At 71.3% G+C, this 20,846-nt stretch carries 22 protein-coding genes; 13 read left to right on the top strand and 9 right to left on the bottom strand.

Annotated features, from left to right (window positions below; translation table 11 throughout):
* Positions 1–3: 3 nt before the first annotated feature.
* Complete coding sequence (locus ACTOQ1_RS05445) at positions 4–615, top strand: hypothetical protein (RefSeq protein ID WP_440064906.1); 612 nt, start codon at positions 4–6, stop codon at positions 613–615.
* On the opposite strand, the gene ACTOQ1_RS05440 is transcribed toward ACTOQ1_RS05445, so the two are convergent.
* The 4 genes from ACTOQ1_RS05440 to ACTOQ1_RS05425 form a co-directional block, all read right to left on the bottom strand.
* Complete coding sequence (locus tag ACTOQ1_RS05440) at positions 602–1,069, bottom strand: Uma2 family endonuclease (RefSeq protein ID WP_440064905.1); 468 nt, start codon at positions 1,067–1,069, stop codon at positions 602–604. The genes ACTOQ1_RS05445 and ACTOQ1_RS05440 overlap by 14 nt on opposite strands.
* Positions 1,070–1,369: 300 nt before the next feature.
* Positions 1,370–1,984 (bottom strand): hypothetical protein, encoded by a 615-nt coding sequence (locus ACTOQ1_RS05435; protein WP_440064904.1) that lies wholly within the window; start codon positions 1,982–1,984, stop codon positions 1,370–1,372.
* Positions 1,985–2,198: 214 nt separating this feature from the next.
* Positions 2,199–2,792, bottom strand: coding sequence for a DUF4126 domain-containing protein (locus ACTOQ1_RS05430; protein ID WP_440064903.1), 594 nt, complete (start codon positions 2,790–2,792; stop codon positions 2,199–2,201).
* 67 nt (positions 2,793–2,859) lie between these two features.
* Positions 2,860–3,588: an acyltransferase gene (locus tag ACTOQ1_RS05425; RefSeq protein WP_440064902.1), complete on the bottom strand. Its 729-nt coding sequence runs from the start codon at positions 3,586–3,588 to the stop codon at positions 2,860–2,862.
* A gap of 156 nt (positions 3,589–3,744) precedes the next feature.
* Here ACTOQ1_RS05425 and ACTOQ1_RS05420 point away from each other — a divergent pair, with 156 nt between their 5' ends.
* The 11 genes from ACTOQ1_RS05420 to der all read left to right on the top strand — a co-directional run bounded on the left by ACTOQ1_RS05420 (position 3,745) and on the right by der (position 15,345).
* The gene (locus ACTOQ1_RS05420) at positions 3,745–5,415 is read left to right on the top strand and encodes a CTP synthase (protein WP_440064901.1); all 1,671 of its coding nucleotides are present in this window, start codon (positions 3,745–3,747) and stop codon (positions 5,413–5,415) included.
* Positions 5,412–6,080: an NUDIX domain-containing protein gene (locus tag ACTOQ1_RS05415; protein ID WP_440064900.1), complete on the top strand. Its 669-nt coding sequence runs from the start codon at positions 5,412–5,414 to the stop codon at positions 6,078–6,080. Before ACTOQ1_RS05420 ends, ACTOQ1_RS05415 begins: the two co-directional genes overlap by 4 nt.
* A 12-nt stretch (positions 6,081–6,092) precedes the next feature.
* Positions 6,093–7,019, top strand: a complete 927-nt coding sequence (locus tag ACTOQ1_RS05410) for a tyrosine recombinase (RefSeq protein ID WP_440065449.1) — start codon at positions 6,093–6,095, stop codon at positions 7,017–7,019.
* Between the two features lie 99 nt (positions 7,020–7,118).
* Positions 7,119–8,066: a ParA family protein gene (locus ACTOQ1_RS05405; protein WP_329093373.1), complete on the top strand. Its 948-nt coding sequence runs from the start codon at positions 7,119–7,121 to the stop codon at positions 8,064–8,066.
* 30 nt (positions 8,067–8,096) lie between these two features.
* Positions 8,097–8,930: a segregation and condensation protein A gene (locus tag ACTOQ1_RS05400; protein WP_440064898.1), complete on the top strand. Its 834-nt coding sequence runs from the start codon at positions 8,097–8,099 to the stop codon at positions 8,928–8,930.
* Positions 8,923–9,552 (top strand): SMC-Scp complex subunit ScpB, encoded by a 630-nt coding sequence (gene scpB / locus ACTOQ1_RS05395; protein WP_440064897.1) that lies wholly within the window; start codon positions 8,923–8,925, stop codon positions 9,550–9,552. Before ACTOQ1_RS05400 ends, scpB begins: the two co-directional genes overlap by 8 nt.
* On the top strand, positions 9,552–11,516 hold the full coding sequence (locus ACTOQ1_RS05390) for a pseudouridine synthase (RefSeq protein WP_440064896.1): 1,965 nt from the start codon (positions 9,552–9,554) through the stop codon (positions 11,514–11,516). The genes scpB and ACTOQ1_RS05390 overlap by 1 nt, the downstream gene beginning before the upstream one ends.
* A gap of 77 nt (positions 11,517–11,593) precedes the next feature.
* Positions 11,594–11,953 carry a chorismate mutase gene (gene aroH, locus ACTOQ1_RS05385; RefSeq protein WP_362676088.1) on the top strand — a complete coding sequence of 120 codons (360 nt, stop codon included), beginning with the start codon at positions 11,594–11,596 and terminating at the stop codon, positions 11,951–11,953.
* Positions 11,954–11,960: 7 nt separating this feature from the next.
* Positions 11,961–13,070 (top strand): prephenate dehydrogenase, encoded by a 1,110-nt coding sequence (locus ACTOQ1_RS05380; RefSeq protein ID WP_440064894.1) that lies wholly within the window; start codon positions 11,961–11,963, stop codon positions 13,068–13,070.
* Positions 13,071–13,264: 194 nt separating this feature from the next.
* A complete protein-coding gene (gene cmk, locus ACTOQ1_RS05375; protein ID WP_440064893.1) occupies positions 13,265–13,921 on the top strand; it encodes a (d)CMP kinase in 657 nt (218 codons plus the stop codon).
* Positions 13,918–15,345 (top strand): ribosome biogenesis GTPase Der, encoded by a 1,428-nt coding sequence (gene der / locus ACTOQ1_RS05370; protein WP_440064892.1) that lies wholly within the window; start codon positions 13,918–13,920, stop codon positions 15,343–15,345. Before cmk ends, der begins: the two co-directional genes overlap by 4 nt.
* 192 nt (positions 15,346–15,537) lie before the next feature.
* On the opposite strand, the gene ACTOQ1_RS05365 is transcribed toward der, so the two are convergent.
* Positions 15,538–16,206, bottom strand: a complete 669-nt coding sequence (locus ACTOQ1_RS05365; protein WP_440064891.1) for a response regulator — start codon at positions 16,204–16,206, stop codon at positions 15,538–15,540.
* 23 nt (positions 16,207–16,229) lie between these two features.
* On the bottom strand, positions 16,230–17,231 hold the full coding sequence (locus ACTOQ1_RS05360) for a HAMP domain-containing sensor histidine kinase (protein ID WP_440064889.1): 1,002 nt from the start codon (positions 17,229–17,231) through the stop codon (positions 16,230–16,232).
* Between the two features lie 173 nt (positions 17,232–17,404).
* On the opposite strand from ACTOQ1_RS05360, the gene ACTOQ1_RS05355 reads away from it, so the two are divergent.
* Entirely contained in the window at positions 17,405–17,749 is a 345-nt protein-coding gene (locus ACTOQ1_RS05355; protein WP_440064888.1) for a hypothetical protein, read from the top strand.
* 164 nt (positions 17,750–17,913) lie between these two features.
* On the opposite strand, the gene ACTOQ1_RS05350 is transcribed toward ACTOQ1_RS05355, so the two are convergent.
* The 3 genes from ACTOQ1_RS05350 to ACTOQ1_RS05340 form a co-directional block, all read right to left on the bottom strand.
* Positions 17,914–19,464 carry an MFS transporter gene (locus ACTOQ1_RS05350; protein WP_440064886.1) on the bottom strand — a complete coding sequence of 517 codons (1,551 nt, stop codon included), beginning with the start codon at positions 19,462–19,464 and terminating at the stop codon, positions 17,914–17,916.
* 2 nt (positions 19,465–19,466) lie between these two features.
* Entirely contained in the window at positions 19,467–20,147 is a 681-nt protein-coding gene (locus ACTOQ1_RS05345) for an LppX_LprAFG lipoprotein (RefSeq protein WP_440064885.1), read from the bottom strand.
* Positions 20,148–20,273: 126 nt separating this feature from the next.
* Positions 20,274–20,741, bottom strand: coding sequence for a transposase family protein (locus tag ACTOQ1_RS05340; protein ID WP_440065447.1), 468 nt, complete (start codon positions 20,739–20,741; stop codon positions 20,274–20,276).
* Between the last annotated feature and the right edge of the window lie 105 nt (positions 20,742–20,846).

The following is a 20,846-nucleotide window of genomic DNA, read 5'->3' as shown; positions in this document are numbered from 1 at the left end:
CTGATGCGACGATGCGCCGGCTGCGGCTGCTGGGAGTACGGCGGGGCGCCCGGCTGTGCCCGGTGCGCGGCGCTGGTCGACCGGATCGTCGAGGACGGCTGGCGGGGGTTCCTGCAAGAGCGATTCGGTGGGACCGGACTGTCCGCCGAGGAGGAGTCGGCGATCGCCGAGATGGTCGCCGACGAGCCCGACCGGCACGACTGGCGGGTCGTCGACGGCGCCCTCGACCGGCTGACCTGCCCCGGCTGCGGGGACCGGCTGGGCAGGGGCCCGCTGGGCTGCCCGCCCTGCGACCTCGCCGACGGCTTCCGCTACTCGGCCGTCGAGACCGACCGCCCGGACGTCCCGCCCGGCAACGAGCACGCGATCAGGGTCGGCGTCTCGGTGATCCGGGCCGGGCACCGGCAGTCGCCACGCGCCCTGCTCGGCTGGCGCCTCGGCCTTCCCGCCCTGCTCGACGGCTTCCTGCCCACCACCGCCCAGGCCCAGGCCATGCGCGCCCGCATCAACGCCGGAGCCGGCTACGACGACCTCGCCGGGATGTGGGACTCGTCGAACGCCTCCGGCGCGGAGGCCCCCGGCCCCGGCCGCCGGGAGGATGTCAGGAACCGATGAACTCACCGAGGTCGAGATCGATGTCGACCTCGAAGCCGACATCCGTCTTCAACCGCCCCCGATGGATGCCCGTCGGGACGTAGGCCTTGACGGCGGGCTCCAGCTCGAAGGTGTAGACGACGGGCCTGTCGTCCTCCTGCTCCACGCGCCAGAGGTGCCTGATCCCGGCGTCGGAGTATTCGATGGGCTTGGTGGTGCGGTCTCGCTCCAGCGACTCGGGGGAGACCACCTCGACCACCAGGTGCACGTCCTCGGGCTTGAACGAGGTCGTCCTCAGGCTCGTCAGCGCGGAACTCGCCACCACCATGATGTCGGGCTCGGGCCGCTGCCTCATGCCCAAGGTCACGGTCATCTCCCGGACGACCCTGAGATGAGCCGGCGGTCGTATGCCACGTTGCTTATCGATCATCAAGTTGATGACGAACATGTGGAAAGCGGTCTGCGGAGACCTCATGACGAGCGACCCGTCGATCAGTTCGACATGCCGGGGCGCGCCGGGGGAAGGTGATCGAGCATGTCGGCGGTCCATCCGCCGACCGGCCCCGGGTGGAACCACTCGGGGAGAACGGCTGCCATCAGAGAACCGCTTTCGGCGACATCCGGAAACATTACCTGACGGAGTCATCCTGACACTCACCGTGTGCGGCTCGCGGGCCGTTCGGGATGCGACGACCACGAGAGGTCATCTGCGGGTTTCGCCGGCGACCGGCCCGGCGACGGTCCCCTCGCGGCGGGAGCCGCCGTGAGGGGACCGTCAGCGGGAGTCGTCGGGGTGGGTGCGGTTGATCATCGTGCGGTTGTAGAGCTCGTCGATCTGGTCCAGCGGGTCGGGGGCGCGGCGGCGTGCCTCGATTTCCAGGTCGGTGCGCCCCTGGATCTCCTCGATGCTCCCGGCCGAGTGCGCCATCTGGTCGTCGCGCAGGTCGGCCCTGATCCTGGCGCAGGACGTGGTCAGCTTGGCGTGGTGCTCGCGCAGGCGGCTCAGCGCCGTGTGGTCGACGTAGGGCGAGACCCGGCGCTCCTGGGCGTAGTGGGCAAGCTGGGCGTCGAGCTGGTCGGCGTGCACCGAGATCTCCGCCACGAGGTGGGGCAGGTCACCCAGGCCCCAGCCGTCGCGCAGCGCGTGGTCCACGGCCTGGCGGGTCAGGGAGACCTCGCGCCGCAGGTCGATGCGCATCCGCTCGGTCTCCGCGGCGTCGCCGGTGCCCATCGCCGCCATGTGGGTCGCGACCCTGGTGGAGACGGCCCTGGCCTTCTTCGTGGCCTTCCTGCCGACCTTGACCAGAAGGTAGATCCCGACTCCTCCCAGGAGGAGGAAGAAGAACAGGATCACCAGCAGGACGATGAGGAAATCGCCGATCGGAGCCACCTCCCGGCAGGGACTGGACGGGCTGGACAGGGTGTTTCGAGCATAGCCCGCGCCGCGGTCCCCGCGCGGGCCTCAGTCCTCGCGGGGTCGGCCGGTGCGGACAGGGGTGCCACGCCCCCGGCGGGGGGCGTGGCACCGGTCATGACGGGCACCGCGGTGTGGTCCGTGACACGGACCGCGCCGGGGCCTGTGACGGTGTCGCGCGAGTGCGGTCTCATCGCAGGCTCGGGGCGGCCTCTCGCCGCCGTCGCCGTATCCTGCGGGTCGCCCACCAGGCGAACAGCGCCAGCCCCGCCACCACCACGACGACCAGGACCGGCAGGAAGATCGCCACCAGGCTGATGCCCAGTGCCCCGGCGTCCTCGACCGTGCTGACCACGGGCGCTCCCACCCCGGCGGTGGTGGCGTTGACCACAGGTCTGGTGGTCGCCTTCATGGTGTGCACGGCGAGGGCGATCGCGATGCCCAGTACCCAGCTGAGCCAGGGGTTGTGGGCCATCCAGGTCGAGCCGTCCAGCCGGGCGGCGGCCTCGGTGGCACTGAAGACCACGCCGCCGGAGGCGGGGCGGACGACGGTCTGGATCATGTCGTTGACGCTGTCGACCACCGGGACCTTGTCGAGCACGAACTCCGCCAGGAGCAGCACGCCGATGATCCCGAGCACCCAGCCGTTGGACAGCCAGGCGAACTCCTGCGGCAGCCGCACGTGGTCGGTGAAGTTGGCGAGCAGGCCGACCACCAGCAGCGGGATGTAGGCGTTGAGCCCGGCCGCGGTGGAGAGTCCGAGGCCTGTCAGTGCCGCGAGCATCGCACCTCCGTAGTGTCTCTCTCCTCCATCAACGGTTCCCGGCCGTCGATCGATCCCGATCCGTCCCCTATCGCGATATCACTCCGGTCTCGGCGTCCTCGGCGTCCCTGGCGTCCCTGGCATCCCTGGTGTCCCGGGCGTTCCCGGCCTCCGCGACCTCCGGGTGGGGTGGCAGCCACCCCTGGCCCGGCACGTAGTGGCGCACCACCTTGGCGGGGATGCCCGCGATCACGCTGTGGTCGGGGAACTCCCCGCGCACCACCGCCCCGCCCGCCACCACGCACTGCCTGCCGATCCGGGTGCCCGGCAGGATGATCGCGCCGGTGCCCAGCCACGAGCCCGACCCGATCGACACCGGGTTGTTGCGCGGCCACTGGCGGCCGATCGGCGCCTCGGGGTCGTCGTAGACGTGGTTCTGGTCGGTGATGTAGACGTACGGGCCGGTGAAGACGTCGTTGCCGATGTCGATCGACTGGTGGCCCACGATGTGGCTGCCCCTGCCGATGGAGCAGCCCCCGCCGATCCGCACGATCGAGTCCGGGCCCAGGTCCACCCCGGGGCCCATGCCCGTGGAGATGGAGACCCGCTCGCCGATCAGGGTGTGCTCGCCGATCTCGATCCAGGCCTCGCCGAAGACGGCTCCGAGCGGGAACGACAGGCAGGCGCCTTCGCCGAGACGGCGGAAACGGTATCCGGCGGGGCTGGCGGGGGTGACGTCGCCGACCTTGCGGACCGCCTCCCAGATCCGGTGGACGAGGCTGCCCAAGGCACGCCGTACCACACCATGAAGTGACATAACGGATCAAATTACCGCTTGGTTGGGTTTGAGGAGAATGCGGGTGGGGGGTTGTTCGGGCACTTCGCCTGCACCGTTTGATATTCTGAGAGCCCGTGGACCTGTAGGCCATTCATCAGGGTGCGCCGACGATCTGTAACGACCACGGGAGCCTTCTTGCGCAGCGCCGCACACACCAAGCATCTGTTCGTCACCGGCGGCGTCGCCTCCAGTCTTGGGAAGGGACTGACGGCCTCCAGCCTCGGGCGCCTCCTCAAGCTGCGCGGCCTGCGGGTCACCATGCAGAAACTCGACCCCTATCTCAACGTCGACCCCGGCACGATGAACCCGTTCCAGCACGGTGAGGTGTTCGTCACCGACGACGGCGCCGAGACCGACCTCGACGTCGGCCACTACGAGCGGTTCCTCGACACCGAGCTGCACGGCTCGGCCAACGTGACCACCGGCCAGGTCTACTCCAACGTCATCGCCAAGGAGCGCCGCGGCGAGTATCTCGGTGACACCGTGCAGGTCATCCCGCACATCACCAACGAGATCAAGGACCGCATCCGGTCGATGGCCGGGCCCGACGTGGACGTGGTCATCACCGAGGTCGGCGGCACCGTGGGCGACATCGAGTCGCTGCCCTTCCTGGAGGCCGTCCGGCAGGTCCGCCACGAGGTCGGCCGCGACAACGTGTTCTTCCTGCACGTCTCGCTGCTGCCGTACATCGGGCCGAGCGGCGAGCTGAAGACCAAGCCGACCCAGCACTCGGTCGCCGCGCTGCGCAGCATCGGCATCCAGCCCGACGCGATCGTGTGCCGCTCCGACCGGCCGATCACCAACTCGCTCAAGCGCAAGATCAGCCTGATGTGCGACGTGGACGAGGACGCGGTCGTCTCCGCCATCGACGCCGCCAGCATCTACGACATCCCCAAGGTCCTGCACTCCGAGGGCCTGGACGCCTACGTGGTGCGCCGCCTGGGCCTGCCCTTCAGGGACGTCGACTGGAAGGAGTGGGAGCAGCTCCTGCGCCGGGTGCACCGCCCGGCCAACGAGGTCACGATCGCGCTCGTCGGCAAGTACATCGACCTGCCCGACGCCTACCTGTCGGTGACCGAGGCGCTGCGCGCGGGCGGCTTCGCCAACGACGCCCGCGTCAACATCCGCTGGGTCAAGAGCGACGACTGCGAGACCCCCGAGGGCGCGGCCCGCGAGCTCGACGGCGTCGACGGGGTCCTGGTCCCCGGCGGCTTCGGCGTGCGCGGCATCGAGGGCAAGGTCGGCGCGATCCGTCACGTCAGGGAGAACAAGATCCCGCTGCTCGGCATCTGCCTGGGCATGCAGTGCATGGTCATCGACGCCGCCCGCAACCTCGCGGGCATCGAGGACGCCGGCAGCACCGAGTTCGACGCCGAGACCACCCACCCGGTCATCTCCACCATGGCCGACCAGGAGGACGTCGTCTCCGGCGAGCGCGACATGGGCGGCACCATGAGGCTGGGCCTCTACCCGGCCAGGCTCGGCGAGGGCACGCTCGCCCGCCAGCTGTACGGCATGGCGAAGGTGGACGAGCGCCACCGCCACCGCTACGAGGTCAACAACTCCTACCGCGAGCAGCTGGAGAAGGTCGGCATGGTCTTCTCCGGCCTCTCTCCCGACGGCCGCCTGGTGGAGTACGCCGAGCTGCCCGCCGACGTCCACCCCTTCTTCATCGGCACCCAGGCGCACCCCGAGTTCCGCTCCCGGCCGACCCGGGCGCATCCGCTGTTCAAGGGCCTGATCGGTGCCGCCCTGACGTACGCCGACATCCGCGGCACCGCCGCCAAGGCGGGGCGGGGAAAGTGAGCGGCTCGCGAGAGGAGGCGGGCACGGGGGAAATCCAGGAGGGCCGGGACGGCCGGGACGTCGTGGACGTTCCCGAGGAGTGGAAGGTCGCCTCCTCCACCGAGCACTTCCGCGCCCGCGTCATCGCCGGGGTCACCGACGCGGTCGTGATGCCGGACGGTGAGGTCGTCGACCGCGACTACGTGACCCACCCGGGCTCCGTGGCCGTCGTCGCCCTCGACGAGCGGGAGCGGATCCTGCTGATCCGCCAGTACCGTCACCCGGTGCGGCGGCTGCTGTGGGAGCTGCCCGCGGGACTGCGTGACGTCGAGGGCGAGGCCTTGCAGGCGGGGGCGGCCCGCGAGCTCGCCGAGGAGGCGGGCTACCGGGCGGGCACCTGGCACACCCTGATCGACGCCTTCACCTCGCCAGGGATGAGCGACGAGCGCACCCGCATCTTCCTCGCCAGGGACGTCAGCCCCATCCCGGAGGGGGAGCTGGACTTCGTCCACCGGCACGAGGAGGCCGACATGCCGGTGGTCTGGATTCCCCTGTCCGACGCGGTTCGGCGTGCCATGGCGGGAATGATCCACAATTCCCAAGCCGTGGCCGGTATTCTCGCCGCATACGCCGCTTCGGCGGACGGATTCGCCTCACTGCGGCCCGCTGACGCACCGGAGGCATGACAGGAGGACACCCTGAGCGAGACGGAGGCCGTCCTGTCCAGTTACCTCGCCCACCTGGCCGTGGAGCGGGGCCTGGCCGCCAACACCCTGGCCTCCTATCGCCGTGACCTCCTGCGGTACGTGGAGCACCTCAAGCAGCGCGGCCGCGTCACCTTCGGCGAGGTCGCCGAGGGTGACGTCACCGCCTTCGTGGCGGCGCTCAGGGAGGGCGACGGGGGGCACCAGGCCCTCGTCGCCGCCTCGGCGGCGCGGGCGGTCTCCGCGGTGCGAGGCCTGCACCGCTTCGCGCTGAGCCAGGGCGTCTGCCGCCACGACCCGGCCCACGAGGTGCGCCCGCCGCGCCAGCTCAGGCGGCTTCCCAAGGCGATCAGCGTCCGCGACGTGGAGCGCCTGATCGCCGCCTCGGGGCCCGACGGAGCCCCGCTCACGCTGCGTAACCGGGCGCTGCTCGAGCTGCTGTACGGCACCGGGGCGCGCATCTCCGAGGCCGTGGGGCTCACCGTCGACGACGTCGACCTGGGGGCCGAGGCCCAGCGGGTGCGCCTGCGCGGCAAGGGCGGACGCACCCGGCTGGTGCCCCTGGGCGGCTTCGCGGGGGAGGCGCTGCGCGCCTACCTCACCCGCGCGCGCCCGCGCATCGCCTCACACGGCCGGGGCACCTCGGGGCTCTTCCTCAACGCCAGGGGCGGGCGGCTCACCCGCCAGGGCGCCTGGGAGGTCCTCCAGGCCGCCGCCGAGCGTGGCGGGCTCGAAGGAGTGTCGCCACATATGTTGCGACATTCGTTCGCAACCCACCTCCTTGACGGGGGTGTGGACGTTAGGGTGGTTCAGGAACTACTCGGCCACGCCTCGGTGACCACCACCCAGGTGTACACACAGGTCACGGTCGACAAACTCCGCGAGGTCTATGCCGCCGCGCATCCGCGCACGCGGGATTGACCTTGCTTATGTCCGGGCGTGCCGCCTTGCCGCATACGTGTTGACGCCATAGTGTCCGTCCGGACGGTCCGGTTAGAGGCCGTCAGGGAGGTTCGACTGGTGACTGTGACCACCGACGGTTCTATCCGGGGAACGACCCCGGCAAACCCCGAGAATCCCTGGGGCGACACCAAGACCGCCGGGACCCCTCGCAGCGGGGGAGTCCTCGGCCCGACCGGGCGTCCCCGGCCGGTCTTTCCCGACCCGCCTCCCCGTACGGTGCACGGGCCGGCGAGGGTCGTCGCCATGGTCAACCAGAAGGGCGGCGTCGGCAAGACGACGACCACCATCAACCTGGGCGCCGCGCTGGCGGAGGCCGGGCTCAAGGTCCTGCTGGTCGACTTCGACCCGCAGGGTGCCCTCTCGGTCGGCCTCGGGATCAATCCCCTCCAGCTCGACCTGACGGTCTACAACCTCCTCATGGAGCGGCAGATCACCGCCAGGGACGTGCTGCTGGAGACCGGTGTCGAGGGCATGGACCTGCTGCCCAGCAACATCGACCTGTCGGCCGCGGAGGTCCAGCTCGTCACGGAGGTCGCCCGCGAGCAGGTGCTCGGCCGGGTCATCAAGCCCCTCCTGCCCGAGTACGACGTGTGCCTGATCGACTGCCAGCCCTCCCTGGGACTGCTCACGATCAACGCGCTGGCCTGCGCGCACGGCGTCATGGTGCCGCTGGAGTGCGAGTTCTTCGCGCTGCGCGGTGTCGCGCTGCTCATGGACACCATCATCAAGGTCCAGGAGCGCATCAACGACGAGCTGGTCATCGAGGGCCTGCTCGCCACCATGTACGACGCGCGCACCCTGCACGGCCGCGAGGTGCTGGCCCGGGTGGTCGAGGCCTTCGACGAGAAGGTCTACCACACGGTGATCAACCGGACGGTTCGCTTCCCCGACGCCACCGTGGCCGGTGAGCCCATCACCAGCTTCGACTCGTCGTCGCTCGGCGCCAGCGCGTACCGCGAGCTCGCCAGGGAAGTCCTGGCCAGGTGGGCCGCGCTGGAGCGGTGATCCCACCCCTGGGTGCGGGACAATGGCGGGATGACCGAGCAGCCGAAGACCGACGATGACACCTTCAAGGTGCATCTGGAGGTCTTCGAGGGTCCTTTCGACCTCCTGCTCGGTCTGATCTCCAAGCACAAGCTGGACATCACCGAGGTCTCGCTCAGCCAGGTGACCGACGAGTTCATCTCCTACATCCGGGCCAGGGGCCCGGAGTGGGACCTGGACCAGACGAGCCACTTCCTGCTCGTCGCGGCGACCCTGCTCGATCTCAAGGCCGCCAGGCTGCTGCCCTCGGGCGAGGTCGACGACGAGGAGGATCTGGCCCTCCTGGAGGCCCGTGACCTGCTGTTCGCCCGGCTCCTGCAGTACCGGGCCTACAAGGAGGTCGTCAAGGTCTTCTCCAGCCGGATGGCCGAGGAGGCGCTGCGCTTCCCCCGTACCGTGCCGATGGAGGCCGAGTTCGCGAGCCTGCTGCCCGAGCTGATCCTCGGCATCGGCCCCGACCGCCTCGCGGAGATCGCTCAGCGGGCCTTCGCCCCCAAGGTGCCCCCGTCGGTCTCGACGGCCCACATCTACCAACCGCTCGCCAATGTCCGCGAGCAGGCGGTTATCCTTGTCGAGCGGCTGCGGCGGATGCGCCGGGCGACTTTCCGGGCCCTCACCTCCGACTGCGCCGGAACCTTCGAGGTCGTGGCGCGTTTCCTGGCCGTCCTGGAGCTCTACCGGGAGGCGGCCGTGTCCTTCGAGCAGGTGGAGCCTCTCGGAGAGCTGCACGTGACCTGGACCGGCAGCGACGACGGCGACGTCGCCGTGGCCGACGACTACGACGAGACCCCGAACAGCCCGAAGAGAGAGCCCGCCGATGACTGACCTGGCACCCGAGCCCGGTTCGCGTACCGAGGCCGGCCCGTCCGCCGAGCCGGGTCCGCGCGCCGAGCCCGGTCCGCGTGCCGAGCCGGACCTGCGCGCCGGGTTGGAGGCCATCCTGCTGGTGGTCGACGAGCCCGTCGCCGAGGTGACGCTCGCCCAGGTTCTGGAACGGCCCGTCCACGAGATCGGGCGGGCGATCCGTGAGCTCTCGGCGGAATACACCGCCGCCGGACGGGGTTTCGACCTGAGAGAGGTCGCGGGCGGCTGGCGGTTCTACACGCGGGCCGAGTGCGCGCCACTCGTGGAGCGGTTCGTCCGCGACGGCCAGCAGACGCGCCTGACCCAGGCCGCTCTGGAGACCCTGGCCGTGGTCGCCTACCGGCAGCCGGTGAGCCGGGCCCGGGTGGCGGCCATCCGCGGTGTCAACAGTGACGGCGTCATGCGCACGCTGATGACGAGGGGGCTGGTCGAAGAGGCCGGCACCGAACCGGAGAGCCAAGCCGTGCTCTACCGGACGAGTTCGTATTTTCTCGAGCGGATGGGCCTGCGGGAGCTCGACGAGCTTCCCGAGCTGGCACCCTTCCTGCCCGACGACATGGAATCCCTAGAGGAGCAGAAGTAGTGAACAACAGGCGCAGTACCCCGTCCGGTGATGGACGCGGTCAAGGCCGTGGCGGAGCCCCGCGCGGTGGCAATCCCCGTGGGGGCTCGCAGTCCGGTGGATTCCGCGGCGGCTCCTCCCGAGGCGGGTCCTCCTCCGGGGGGTCCCGCGGTGGCTTCCAGGGCGGTTACCGTTCCGACGGTCCGCGTCGTGATGATCGCGGCGGTTCGTCGTCCGGTGGTTTCCGTTCGGACGGCCCGCGTCGTGATGATCGCGGTGGGTTCCGGGCGGAGCGGGACGGTTCGAGGAGCCAGTACGGCGGTGGCAGGCCCTCGGGCGGTTCCCAGGGGGGTTCGCAGGGCGGTTACCGTTCCGACGGTCCGCGTCGTGATGATCGCGGCGGTTCGTCGTCCGGTGGTTTCCGTTCGGACGGCCCGCGTCGTGATGATCGCGGTGGGTTCCGGGCGGAGCGGGACGGTTCGAGGAGCCAGTACGGCGGTGGCAGGCCCTCGGGCGGCTCCCAGGGGGGTTCGCAGGGCGGTTACCGTTCCGACGGCCCGCGCCGCGACGATCGCGGTGGCTTCCGTTCGGACGGCCCGCGCCGCGACGACCGTGGGGGTTCGTCGTTCGGTGGTTCGCGGGGCGGTTACCGCTCCGACGGCCCGCGCCGCGACGACCGCGACGGCTTCCGCTCCGACGGCCCGCGTCGCGACGACCGCGACGGTTTCCGTTCGGACGGCCCGCGTCGTGATGATCGCGGTGGGTTCCGGGCGGAGCGGGACGGTTCGAGGAGCCAGTACGGCGGTGGCAGGCCCTCGGGCGGCTCCCAGGGGGGTTCGCAGGGCGGCTATCGCTCCGACGGCCCGCGCCGCGACGACCGCGACGGTTTCCGTTCGGACGGCCCGCGTCGCGACGACCGCGGCGGCTTCCGCGCCGACCGTGACGGCTCGCGCGGCAGGCCCGGCTCCGACCGCGGCCGCGGCGACGCGCCCGCCGGTGGCTCCCGCGGCCGCTTCGGCAGGACCGGGCGCCGGGACGACGTCCAGACCATCGGTGGCGGCAGCGCCGGGGCGTACGGCGAGCGCCGGCCCCCCGCGGGCCGCTCCGGTGATCGATCCACCGGCCGGGCTCCCGCGGCGAAGGGGCCGCTCAGGCCGGGCGCGATCGCGAACGACCGGTTCAAGACCGCTCGCCAGCCCAAGCGCGACTCCGACTTCTACGACCGCGACTACGTCGACGAGCGCGACACCACCGAGGTTCCCGACGGCATCCGGCTGCAGAAGGTCCTCGCCCAGGCGGGCGTCGCCAGCCGCCGGGCCTGCGAGGACATGATCGGTGAGGGCCGGGTGACGGTCGACGGCCAGGTGGTCCGCCGCTTCGGCGCCCGGGTCGACCCCGCCAAGCAGGTCATCCACGTCGACGGCAAGCGCCTGCCGACCATGCCCGACCTGGTCTACCTCGCGATCAACAAGCCGATCGGCGTCGTCAGCACCATGTCCGACCCGGACGGCCGCCCCTCGCTGGCCGACTTCGTGGCCGACCGCACCGAGCGGCTGTTCCACGTGGGACGCCTCGACACCGAGACCGAGGGCCTGATCCTGCTCACCAACGACGGCGAGCTGGCCAACAGGCTCACCCACCCGAGCTACGGCGTCCAGAAGAAGTACTGGGCGAAGGTTCCCGGCCGGATCGAGCGCGACCTCGGCCGCCGCCTGAAGAAGGGCGTCGAACTGGAGGACGGCCTCGCCAAGGCCGACTCCTTCGCCCTGGTCCAGGAGCACGGCCAGCAGGCGCTGATCGAGATCGTGCTGCACGAGGGTCGCAAGCACATCGTCCGCCGCATGCTGGAGGAGGTCGGGCACCCGGTCATCGACCTGGCCCGCATCGAGTTCGGCCCGGTCAAGCTCGGCCGCCTCAAGCCGGGCACCGTGCGTGCGCTGACCCTCACGGAAGTCGGGGAACTCTACGCCGCCGTCGGGTTGTAGCCTTCCCTGAACGCGTGTTAGGACGCGCTGGATCATCCTCGGGGGTGGTCCGGCGCGGAGGGACTGGAGGAACGACGATGGTGCGGGCGATCCGCGGTGCGATCCAGGTCGAGTCCAACGATCGGGACGACATCCTGTCCGGGGTCACCGAACTGGTCGCGGAGGTGATGGGGCGCAACAGGCTCACCACCGACGACGTGATCAGCGTGATCTTCACGGCCACGCCCGATCTCACCGCCGAGTTCCCCGCCCTGGCCGCCCGCAAGCTCGGCTTCCACGACGTTCCGCTGATCTGCGCCTCAGAGATCGACGTTCCCGGCGCGCTGCCCCGTGTGGTGCGGCTGATGGCCCACGTCGAGGTCGACCGGCCCCGCCAGGACATCCAGCACGTCTACCTGCGTGGCGCGGTCGCCCTTCGCGTGGACATCGCCCAGTGAGCGCCTTATGCGGCACCACCTCCAGGGAGTGCGGGTGAGCGGCCTCGGAAGCGTCCTGGTCGTCGGCACGGGACTGATCGGCACCTCGATCGCGCTGGCCCTGCGCGAGCAGGGCGTGGCCGTCCACCTGGCCGACCGCGACGCGGGATCCCTGCGGCTGGCGCGGGAGCTGGGCGCGGGCGTCGAGTGGGCCGAGGGCGTGACGGTGGACGTCGCGATCATCGCGGTCCCGCCGCAGGCGGTCGCGGAGCGGCTCGCCGCCCTCCAGCAGGCCGGTGCGGCCCGTTTCTACACCGACGTGGCCAGCGTCAAGGCGCTCCCGCTCAGGGAGGCCGCGAGCCTCGGCTGCGACCTGACGACCTATGTCGCCGGGCACCCGCTCGCCGGACGCGAGCGCTCCGGGCCCGCCGCGGCGCGGGCCGACCTGTTCCTCGGGCGCCCGTGGGCGCTGTGCCCGACCGAGGAGACCTCGCCCGACGCCGTGGAGGCCCTGTACGGGCTCGTCAAGCTCTGCGGCGGCGAGGCGGTCAGGATCGGCGCCGAGGAGCACGACAGGGCCGTGGCGGTCGTCTCACACGCCCCCCACGTGACCGCCTCCGCGGTGGCCGCCCGCCTCGCGGAGGCGTCGGCCGCCGCGCTCGGCCTGGCCGGGCCGGGGGTGCGCGACGTCACCCGCATCGCGGCGAGCGACCCGAGGCTCTGGACCGGGATCCTGTCGGGCAACGCGCTGCCGGTGGCCGAGGTGCTGGAGGCGGTGGCGGCCGACCTGGCCGCCGCGGCGGCCTCGCTCCGTACCTCGGCCGGCTCCGGCGATCCCGACGCCATGGCGCGCGTCACCGAACTGCTGCACCGGGGCGTCGCGGGTACGGGCCGGATCCCCGGCAAGCACGGCGGTCCCGCGCGCACCTACGCGGCCGTCCAGGTCATCGTCGGCGACCGGCCCGGCGAGCTGGCCCGGCTGTTCCAGGCGGCCAAGGAGGCGGGCGTCAACATCGAGGACGTCCGGCTCGAGCACGCCCCCGGCCTGCCGCTGGGCGCCGCCGAGCTCTGGGTGCGGCCGGAGGCGGTGACGGCGCTGGCCGAGGCCCTGCGGGAGAACGGCTGGCACCTGCCGTGACCTCTCCCGCCTGACCTCGCCTCCGCGTGGCCTTTCCCCTGGTCCCCTGGGCGATCTCGCTTCCGCGTGATCGCCCAGGGGTTCTTCCGCGCCCGTGCTTCCGGGCGTCCGCCTTCTCGCTCGATGCGTGGTTCCTTCCCGGCTCCCGGTAGCCTCGTACGGACAACTGAAGCGGGCTGCAAGGGAGAGGCGTCGTGACCGGACTGGTCGTCGCCATGGACGGTCCTTCGGGATCGGGTAAGTCGAGCGCGTCACGAGGGGTGGCGCGAGCCTTGGGGCTGCGTTACCTCGATACCGGCGCGATGTACCGGGCGATCACCTGGTGGATGCTCCAGAAGGGCGTCGACCTCGCCGATCCCGAGGCGATCGCCGCCAGGGCGCTCGACCCGGTCCTCACGCTGGGCACCGACCCGGACCTCGCGGTGGTGGCGGTCGACGGCGTCGACGCCGTCGCGCCGATCCGCACCGCCGAGGTCACCGCGGCCGTCTCGGCGGTCAGCGCGGTGCCCGAGGTACGCCACCGCCTGGTGGCCGAGCAGCGTGAGATCATCGGTTCGGGCGGCATCGTCGTCGAGGGCCGTGACATCGGTACGGTGGTGGCGCCCGGTGCCGCGGTCAAGATCTACCTGACCGCGAGCGCGGACGCCAGGGCACTGCGCCGCACGGCGGAGCTCACCGGCACCACGGTGGCGGCGCAGCGGGCCGCGATGGCCCGCCGCGACACCCTCGACTCGACCAGGAAGGCAGACCCGCTGGCGAAGGCGGCCGACGCCGTCGAGCTCGACACCACGGCGCTGAACCTCGAAGAGGTCATCGCCGAAATACTGCGTGTGATTAAGGAAAAGGCGTGACCGGGGTATACGACGACGACAACGGCTGGATCGACGCGGAGCTCGCCGATTCAGGGACCGACGACAGCTCGCAGCGGGATGTGGGGCCCGACACGGCCCCGCAGCCGGTAGTGGCCGTGGTGGGCCGCCCCAACGTGGGCAAGTCCACCCTGGTCAACCGGATCATCGGCCGCCGGGAGGCGGTCGTGGAGGACGTGCCGGGGGTGACCCGCGACCGGGTCACGTACGACGCCACCTGGCGGGGGCGCCGGTTCACGGTGGTCGACACCGGAGGCTGGGACCCCGACGCGACCGGCATGGCGCTGAAGATCGCCGAGCAGGCCCAGGTCGCGGCCGAACTGGCCGACGTGATCCTGTTCGTGGTCGACGCCGTCGTGGGCGTGACCGACGCGGACGAGATCGTCGGCCACGTGCTGCGCGGGTCCGGCAAGCCGGTCATCCTCGCCGCCAACAAGGTCGACAACCAGCAGATGGAGCTGGAGGCCGCCGGGCTGTGGGCCCTCGGCCTGGGCGAGCCGCAGCCGGTCTCGGCCCTGCACGGCCGCTCCAGCGGCGACCTGCTGGACGTGATCCTCGACAAGCTGCCGGAGACGCCCGAGCAGCGTTTCGGCCCCGAGCGCGGCCCGCGCAGGGTCGCCCTGGTCGGCAAGCCCAACGTGGGCAAGTCCTCGCTGCTGAACAAGCTGGCGGGCTCCGAGCGCGTGCTCGTCGACCCGATGGCGGGCACCACCCGCGACCCGGTGGACGAGCTGGTCGAGCTCGGTGGCAAGACCTGGCGCTTCGTCGACACCGCCGGGATCAGGCGGCGCGACCGCGAGCTCAAGGGCGCCGACTTCTACGCGAGCATGCGCACCCGGGGAGCCCTGGAGCGCTCGGAGATCGCGGTGGTGCTCATCGACGCCAGCGACGTGCTGACCGAGCAGGACCTGCGGATCATCTCCCTGGTGATCGAGTCCGGCCGGTGCATGGTCGTGGCGTTCAACAAGTGGGACCTGCTCGACGAGGACCGCCGTTACTACCTGGAGAAGGAGATCGACCGCCAGCTCGTCCGCGTGCCGTGGGCGTTGCGGGTCAACATCTCCGCGAAGAACGGCTGGCACGTCGACCGGCTCGTCCCGGCGATCGAGAAGGCGCTCGACTCCTGGTCGACCCGGGTGCCCACCGCCCGGCTCAACGCCTTCCTGACCGACCTGGTCGCGGCCACCCCGCCACCGGTCCGCAGCGGCAAGCAGCCCAAGATCCTCTTCGCCACGCAGGCGTCGACGGAGCCGCCGAAGTTCGTGCTGTTCACCTCGGGCTTCCTGGAGGAGACCTACCGCCGCTTCATCGAGCGCCGGATCCGCGAGGAGTTCGGCTTCGCCGGGTCGCCCATCGAGGTCACCATGAAGATCCGCGAGAAGCGCCAGGGGCAGAAGAAGAAGTAGGAGCCCTGTCCCGAACGGGAGTTCCGCCCCGGGCGGGAGCCCTGTCCGGGCAGGAATCCCGCCCGGACAGGAGTCCTGCCCCGGGCAGCGGTTTCGCCTGGGACGGGAGCCCCGTCCGGGGTGGGAGTCCCGAACGGCCCGGCCCGCGCCGGGCCGTTCGCGTTTCGCCCCGGACCCCTTCTCCGAAGGTTCTCAGGGTTCGATCAGGCCCGCCCGGATGGCGTACCGGGTGAGGTCGAGCCGGTCGCGCATGCCGAGCTTCTGCAGGATGTTGGCACGATGCCGGTCGACGGTCTTCACACTGATGAACAGGGTCTCGGCGATCTGCTTGGCGGAGTTGCCCTCGGCGATCAGCTTGACGATCTCCTCCTCGCGCGGGGTCAGGATGCTCTCCGGCATGCTCTGTCCCAGCTTGTCGCGCTGCAGGTAGTGCCGGATCAGGGCGGTGACGGCACCCGGGTACAGGAACGGCTCGCCGCGCATCGCCGCCCTGCACGCCTCGAGCAGGTCGCGGTCGGCCACGGACTTCAGCACGTAGCCCGAGGCTCCGGCCTTGAGCGCCTCGAAGAAGTACTGCTCGTTGTCGTACATCGACAGGATCAGCAGCCGGATGCCGGGGGCGCGCCGGGAGATCTCGCGGGCCGCCTGCAGGCCGGTCATGCGGGGCATCGCGATGTCCAGGATCGCCAGGTCGACCGTCTCTGGGGCGGCCGCCTCCACCGCCTCGGCGCCGTTGGCGGCCTCGGCCACCACCGTGAGATCGGGTTCGGCGTCCAGGATCAGCCGCAGCCCGCGGCGGACCAGGGCGTGGTCGTCGGCCAGCAGGATCCTGATGGGACGCGCGGGGCTCGCGGAACTCACGGGACTCCCAGGGTTCACAGGGTTCACAGGGCTCTCCGCTCGGTGTCGGGCGGTACGGTGAGGCGGACGTCGGTGCCGCCGTCCGGCGGAGAGGTCACGGTCAGCCGGGCGCCGATGAGCAGGGCGCGCTCCCGCATCCCGCGGATCCCGGCCCCCTCGTGGCGTACGCCGCCGCGGCCGTCGTCGGTGATGCGCAACTCCAGGCCGTCGGGCCCGGCGGTCAGCGAGAGCTCGACGCGGGACGCCCGGGCGTGCCTGGCCGCGTTGGTCAGGCCCTCCTGGGCGATGCGGTAGAGGACCAGCTCGACCTCCTCGCTCAGCGAGGGCAGGTCGGCCTCGACTCTGCGGATCACGGGAACGCCGCTGCTCTGGGAGAAGTCGCTGCTCAGCGCGCTGAGGGCGCTCTGCAGGCCGAGGTCCTCCAGCACGCCGGGACGCAGGCGGCGGGCGACCTGCCCCACCTCGTCCAGGCTCGCGCGGACGCTCTCCTGCACCCCGTGCAGCTCCTCGCGCAGGTCGTGGGGCGCGTGGTCGGCGGCGTGTTTGAGACTCAGCAGGACCCCGGTGAGGCTCTGGCCGATCTCGTCGTGCAGCTCGCGGGCGATGCGGCGCCGCTCGTTCTCCTGGGCCGCGAGGGCGTGGGCGCTGCTGGCGCCGCGCTCGGCCTCCAGCCGGTCCAGCATCGCGTTGAAGGTGTCGATCAGGTGGGCCAGGTCGCGGTTGCCGCCGCTGGGCAGCCGGTCGTGGGGGTGCAGCAGGTCCACGCGCTGCATCAGGGTCGTGAGCGCGTCGAGCGGGGCCAGGCTGGTGCGCAGGAGGATGGCGTTGGCCGCCAGCATCAGCGCCAGGCCGACCGTCAGCACCGGGATCTCGGCCAGGAGCATCGGCGAGGACACGGTGGCGGGGGAGAGGGCGAGCACCAGCGTACCGACCGCGAAGACCAGCCCGTTGATCGCGAACAGCCGTCTGAACAGGATCCGCCCCGGGCTGTGCGCTCCTGCTCGCCGATGGGTGCGTTCGCTCATCTGACTAGCTTCCCCGCTGCGGGACGGGCCCGTCCATGCGGGGTGCCTCCCATCCCGGCGTGTCGCTCCTACATGTTCCACCCCTGCTCATATGGGTGCCGGCCCCGATGGCGGCGGAGAGACGACGCCGGTGGGATGGAGGAGCGACGAACACCGGCAGACGGGAGAGGGCGATGGGTACGAGCGATGTCGGCATTCTCTGGCTGGACGCCGTCACCCGTGACGGCGTCACGATCACGGTCAACGGGGCCGCCCGGGCCTTCGTCGCCGATCCCGTGGCGTACGCCGCCTACCCGGGCTCGCCGGGCGACGCCAAGCTGGCCGCCGCCGAAGCGGAGATCCGGCGCTATGTCGGGAAGCACGACCTGTCCCGGCTGTCCAAGCGGGTCGACCTCGCCCGCGGAGCCGGCGAGGGGAGCCGCCACTGGGGCGTCGAGGTGGCGCTGGTGGCGATCACCCGTGTCGAGGTGCGGCGCCGGGAGGACCTCATCCGCTGGGCGGAACGGCTCGCGTCGTGACGGCGGCCCCGGGCGGGAGCGCGAGGGCGGCCACGAGCGGGAGGGAGTGATCGCCGACATGGGCGTCACCCGCACGACCGTGCCCGGCCCGAGCCCGGTTCCGTGCCGGGCTCGGGCCCGTATCCGGTTCCGGCCCGTACCGGGTTCCGGTCCGCGGCCGGGCGTCAGGCCCCGTCCACCCGCCCGGACCCGCGTGGCAGCAGCAGCGCGACCAGCACGCCCACCCCGCACAGGACGGAGGTGATCAGGAAGATCTCGCTGTACTCGGTGTGCAGCGCCTCCTTCACCCTGCTCTGGTACTCGGCGAGCCGCCCGGCGTACACGACGGGGTCCACGCCGAAGGGCAGCGGCGTGTCCAGGTCGGCGGTGAGCGACTGGAAGCGGTGGAAGCCCCACGCCGACAGTGCGGCGACGCCGAGCAGCATGCCCATCATCCTGGCCACGACCACCGCCGCCGAGGCCACCCCGTGCTGGGCGGCGGGTACGGCCCGCAGCACCGCGGAGGAGACCGGGGCGATCACCAGGCCGAGCCCCAGGCCGGCGACGATCAGGTCGGCGTCCATGCGGTATCCGGCCGAGGCCAGGTCAAGGGGCCACTGGCCGATGCGGACGTATCCGGCGGCGGCCACCGCGAGGCCGATCACCGTCACCGCGCGCTCGCCGTAGCGGCGGGCCATGAGACCGCCTGCCAGCGCGGCCACGGAGAGCGCGACGAGGAAGCGGGACAGCACCAGGGCGCCGTCCAGGCTGTCCAGTCCCAGCAGCGTCTGCGCCGACAGCTGCACGTCGACCAGGGTGACCAGCAGCGCGGCGCCGGTCAGGAAGCTCACCCCGAGCGTGGCGAGGAACGGGCCGCGCGACACCCCCGTCATGTCGATCAGCCTGGTCCTGGAGCGCCACTCCCACGCGACGAACGCGGCGCCGGACACGACCCCCGCGACGATCATGGGCATGCCCCACGGGGGAAGGACCGACCCGCTGGGATCGGGGTTGTAGAGACCGGCCACGAGCAGGCCGAGCGCGAGCGCGAGCAGCAGCCCGCCGACCACGTCGACGCGCCTGGCCGCCCCGCGGGCCCGGTCGCGGGCGGGCGGCGGCACCGACCGCTGCACGGCGATCGCCGCCAGGGCCACCAGCGGGACGTTCAGCCAGAAGATCGACCGCCAGCCGCCGAGCTGCACGCCGCCGATCTGGAGGGTGGCCGGGACCAGGGCGGCGAGGGCCGCGCCGTACAGGGGGCCCAGCACGCTGCCGAGCTCCTGGGCCGACCCCACCGCGCCGAGCGCCACCGGGCGCTCGTCCTCGTCCCACAGGTCCCCGATCAGGGCCATGGTGATGGGCAGCAGCGCGCCGCCCGCGACGCCTTGCACGGCCCGTCCCACGACCAGCCAGGGCACCGTGTCGCCCAGCGCGGTGACGACCGAGCCCACGGCGAAGCCCGCCAGGCACAGGTGGATGAGCGGGCGCCTGCCGTAGCGGTCGGAGAACTGGCCAAGCAGCGGCATGGCCGCGATGTAGCCGAGCAGGAAACCGGTGACGATCGGGGTGGCCCGCTCCAGGTGGTTGAGGGGGACGTCGACGTCCCTGGCGATGTCGACGAGGACGGTGACCACGACGTACGCGTCCAGGGCCGCCAGCAGCACCGCCGTGCCGCCGACGCCGAGGGCGGTCCGCCGCCGGGCCGTGGGAGCGCCCTCCGGGGCGGCGCGGGTCACCGTCACTCCGCCGGAGCGGTGACCTGGACCGGCACGTCGTAGTCGCTGAAGGCCACGATCACCTTGCCGCCGGTCAGTGGCAGCTCCGCCTTGAGCAGCCGGCCGGTGGCCTTGTCGATCCAGAGCACGGCGTCGACGCTCTGCGTGAGACCGGGCACCATCGTGGCGAGCACCTGCTGGGAGAGCGTCGCCGAGACCCGGTAGGTGTCGACGCCGTCCAGCTTCTCCGCCGCCTGGGTCTTCGCGTCCAGCGCGTTGGCCAGCAGCTGTACGACGCCCTTGTCCGGGTTGAGGATGGCGGAGGGGTCGTAGATCGCCGCCAGCTGGCTCCGCGACATCCGCTGGAAGCCGCCGGTCACACCCTTGAAGTGGACGGTCTCTCCGATCAGTACGAAATTGATCTCCTGGAGACTGCCCATCACGTCGATCTGGAGGGTGCCGTCCGCGTCACCGGTCCCGCTGAGACGGCCGGAGGCCTTCTTGACCGGTACGGGGGGCGTGCCCTCCGTCTCCATCGAGAAGGCGGCTGACTTCACGGTGCGCGTCACGTCCGCGGACTTCCTGAGCAGGTCGGCCCCGTCGGGAAGGGCCGTTGTGCCGTCGGAGGCACCACTGCCGCTGCACGCGGTGACCAGGAAGGACGCGGCGATCACCGCGGTGATGAGGATCCGGCGAGCAGACATGGGCGGATCGTAACGACACTCCGGTCTACTAAGGAGTAACGACCGGTATCGGTTTCGCGTCGGCGGACGCCTTCGCCGGTTTCACCGCCCGGTTTCGCGCCGGCGGACGCCTTCACTGAGCCCTTTTCATCCTGAGCCACGGCGCTCCTCGACGAGCCGCAGCACGAGGATCGCTTGAACGGGTGCGGTCGCGCGGTGTGGGCGACAGCGCAGCTTGCTCAGTGCCTTCCAGGACTTCAAGGTCGCGACGGCACGCTCGCCGATGGCTCGGATACGGGCATGGGCGCGGTTGACGTCCCGCTGCCCGCGTGACGGCCAAGGCCGATGGCGATGCCGTTTGAACGGCGTGCGGATCGTGCCGCCCGCTCCTTGATAGCCCTTGTCTGCGAAGGTCTTCACACCGGCGCGGGTCAAGGCGTCGGTCAGGCCGACCGTCCGAGTGGCGGTCACGTCGTGAACGGCGCCCGGCAGCGCCGGCGAGACCCACACCGGCCGACCTACGGGATCGGCCGGCAGTTGCACGTTCATCCCGTGCTGCTTGTGTTTCCCGCTGTAGTACGGCCGCTTGGCTCCGTAGGTGAATTTGAGAGCCAGATGTCGGTCAGTGGCTCTGTGGCGCTCGGTGGGGATGAAATCGTGTTACCGAATTCCAGAGCCACCTGAGGGTTAACGGTGCGAGTATCAAGGCGTTACTCCGTG

It is taken from the genome of Streptosporangium sp. OZ121 (assembly GCF_051918885.1).
In the GTDB taxonomy this organism is placed as follows: domain Bacteria; phylum Actinomycetota; class Actinomycetes; order Streptosporangiales; family Streptosporangiaceae; genus Streptosporangium.
Note: the sequence above shows the minus strand (reverse complement) of the source record. Positions and strands in the feature narration are given on the sequence as shown.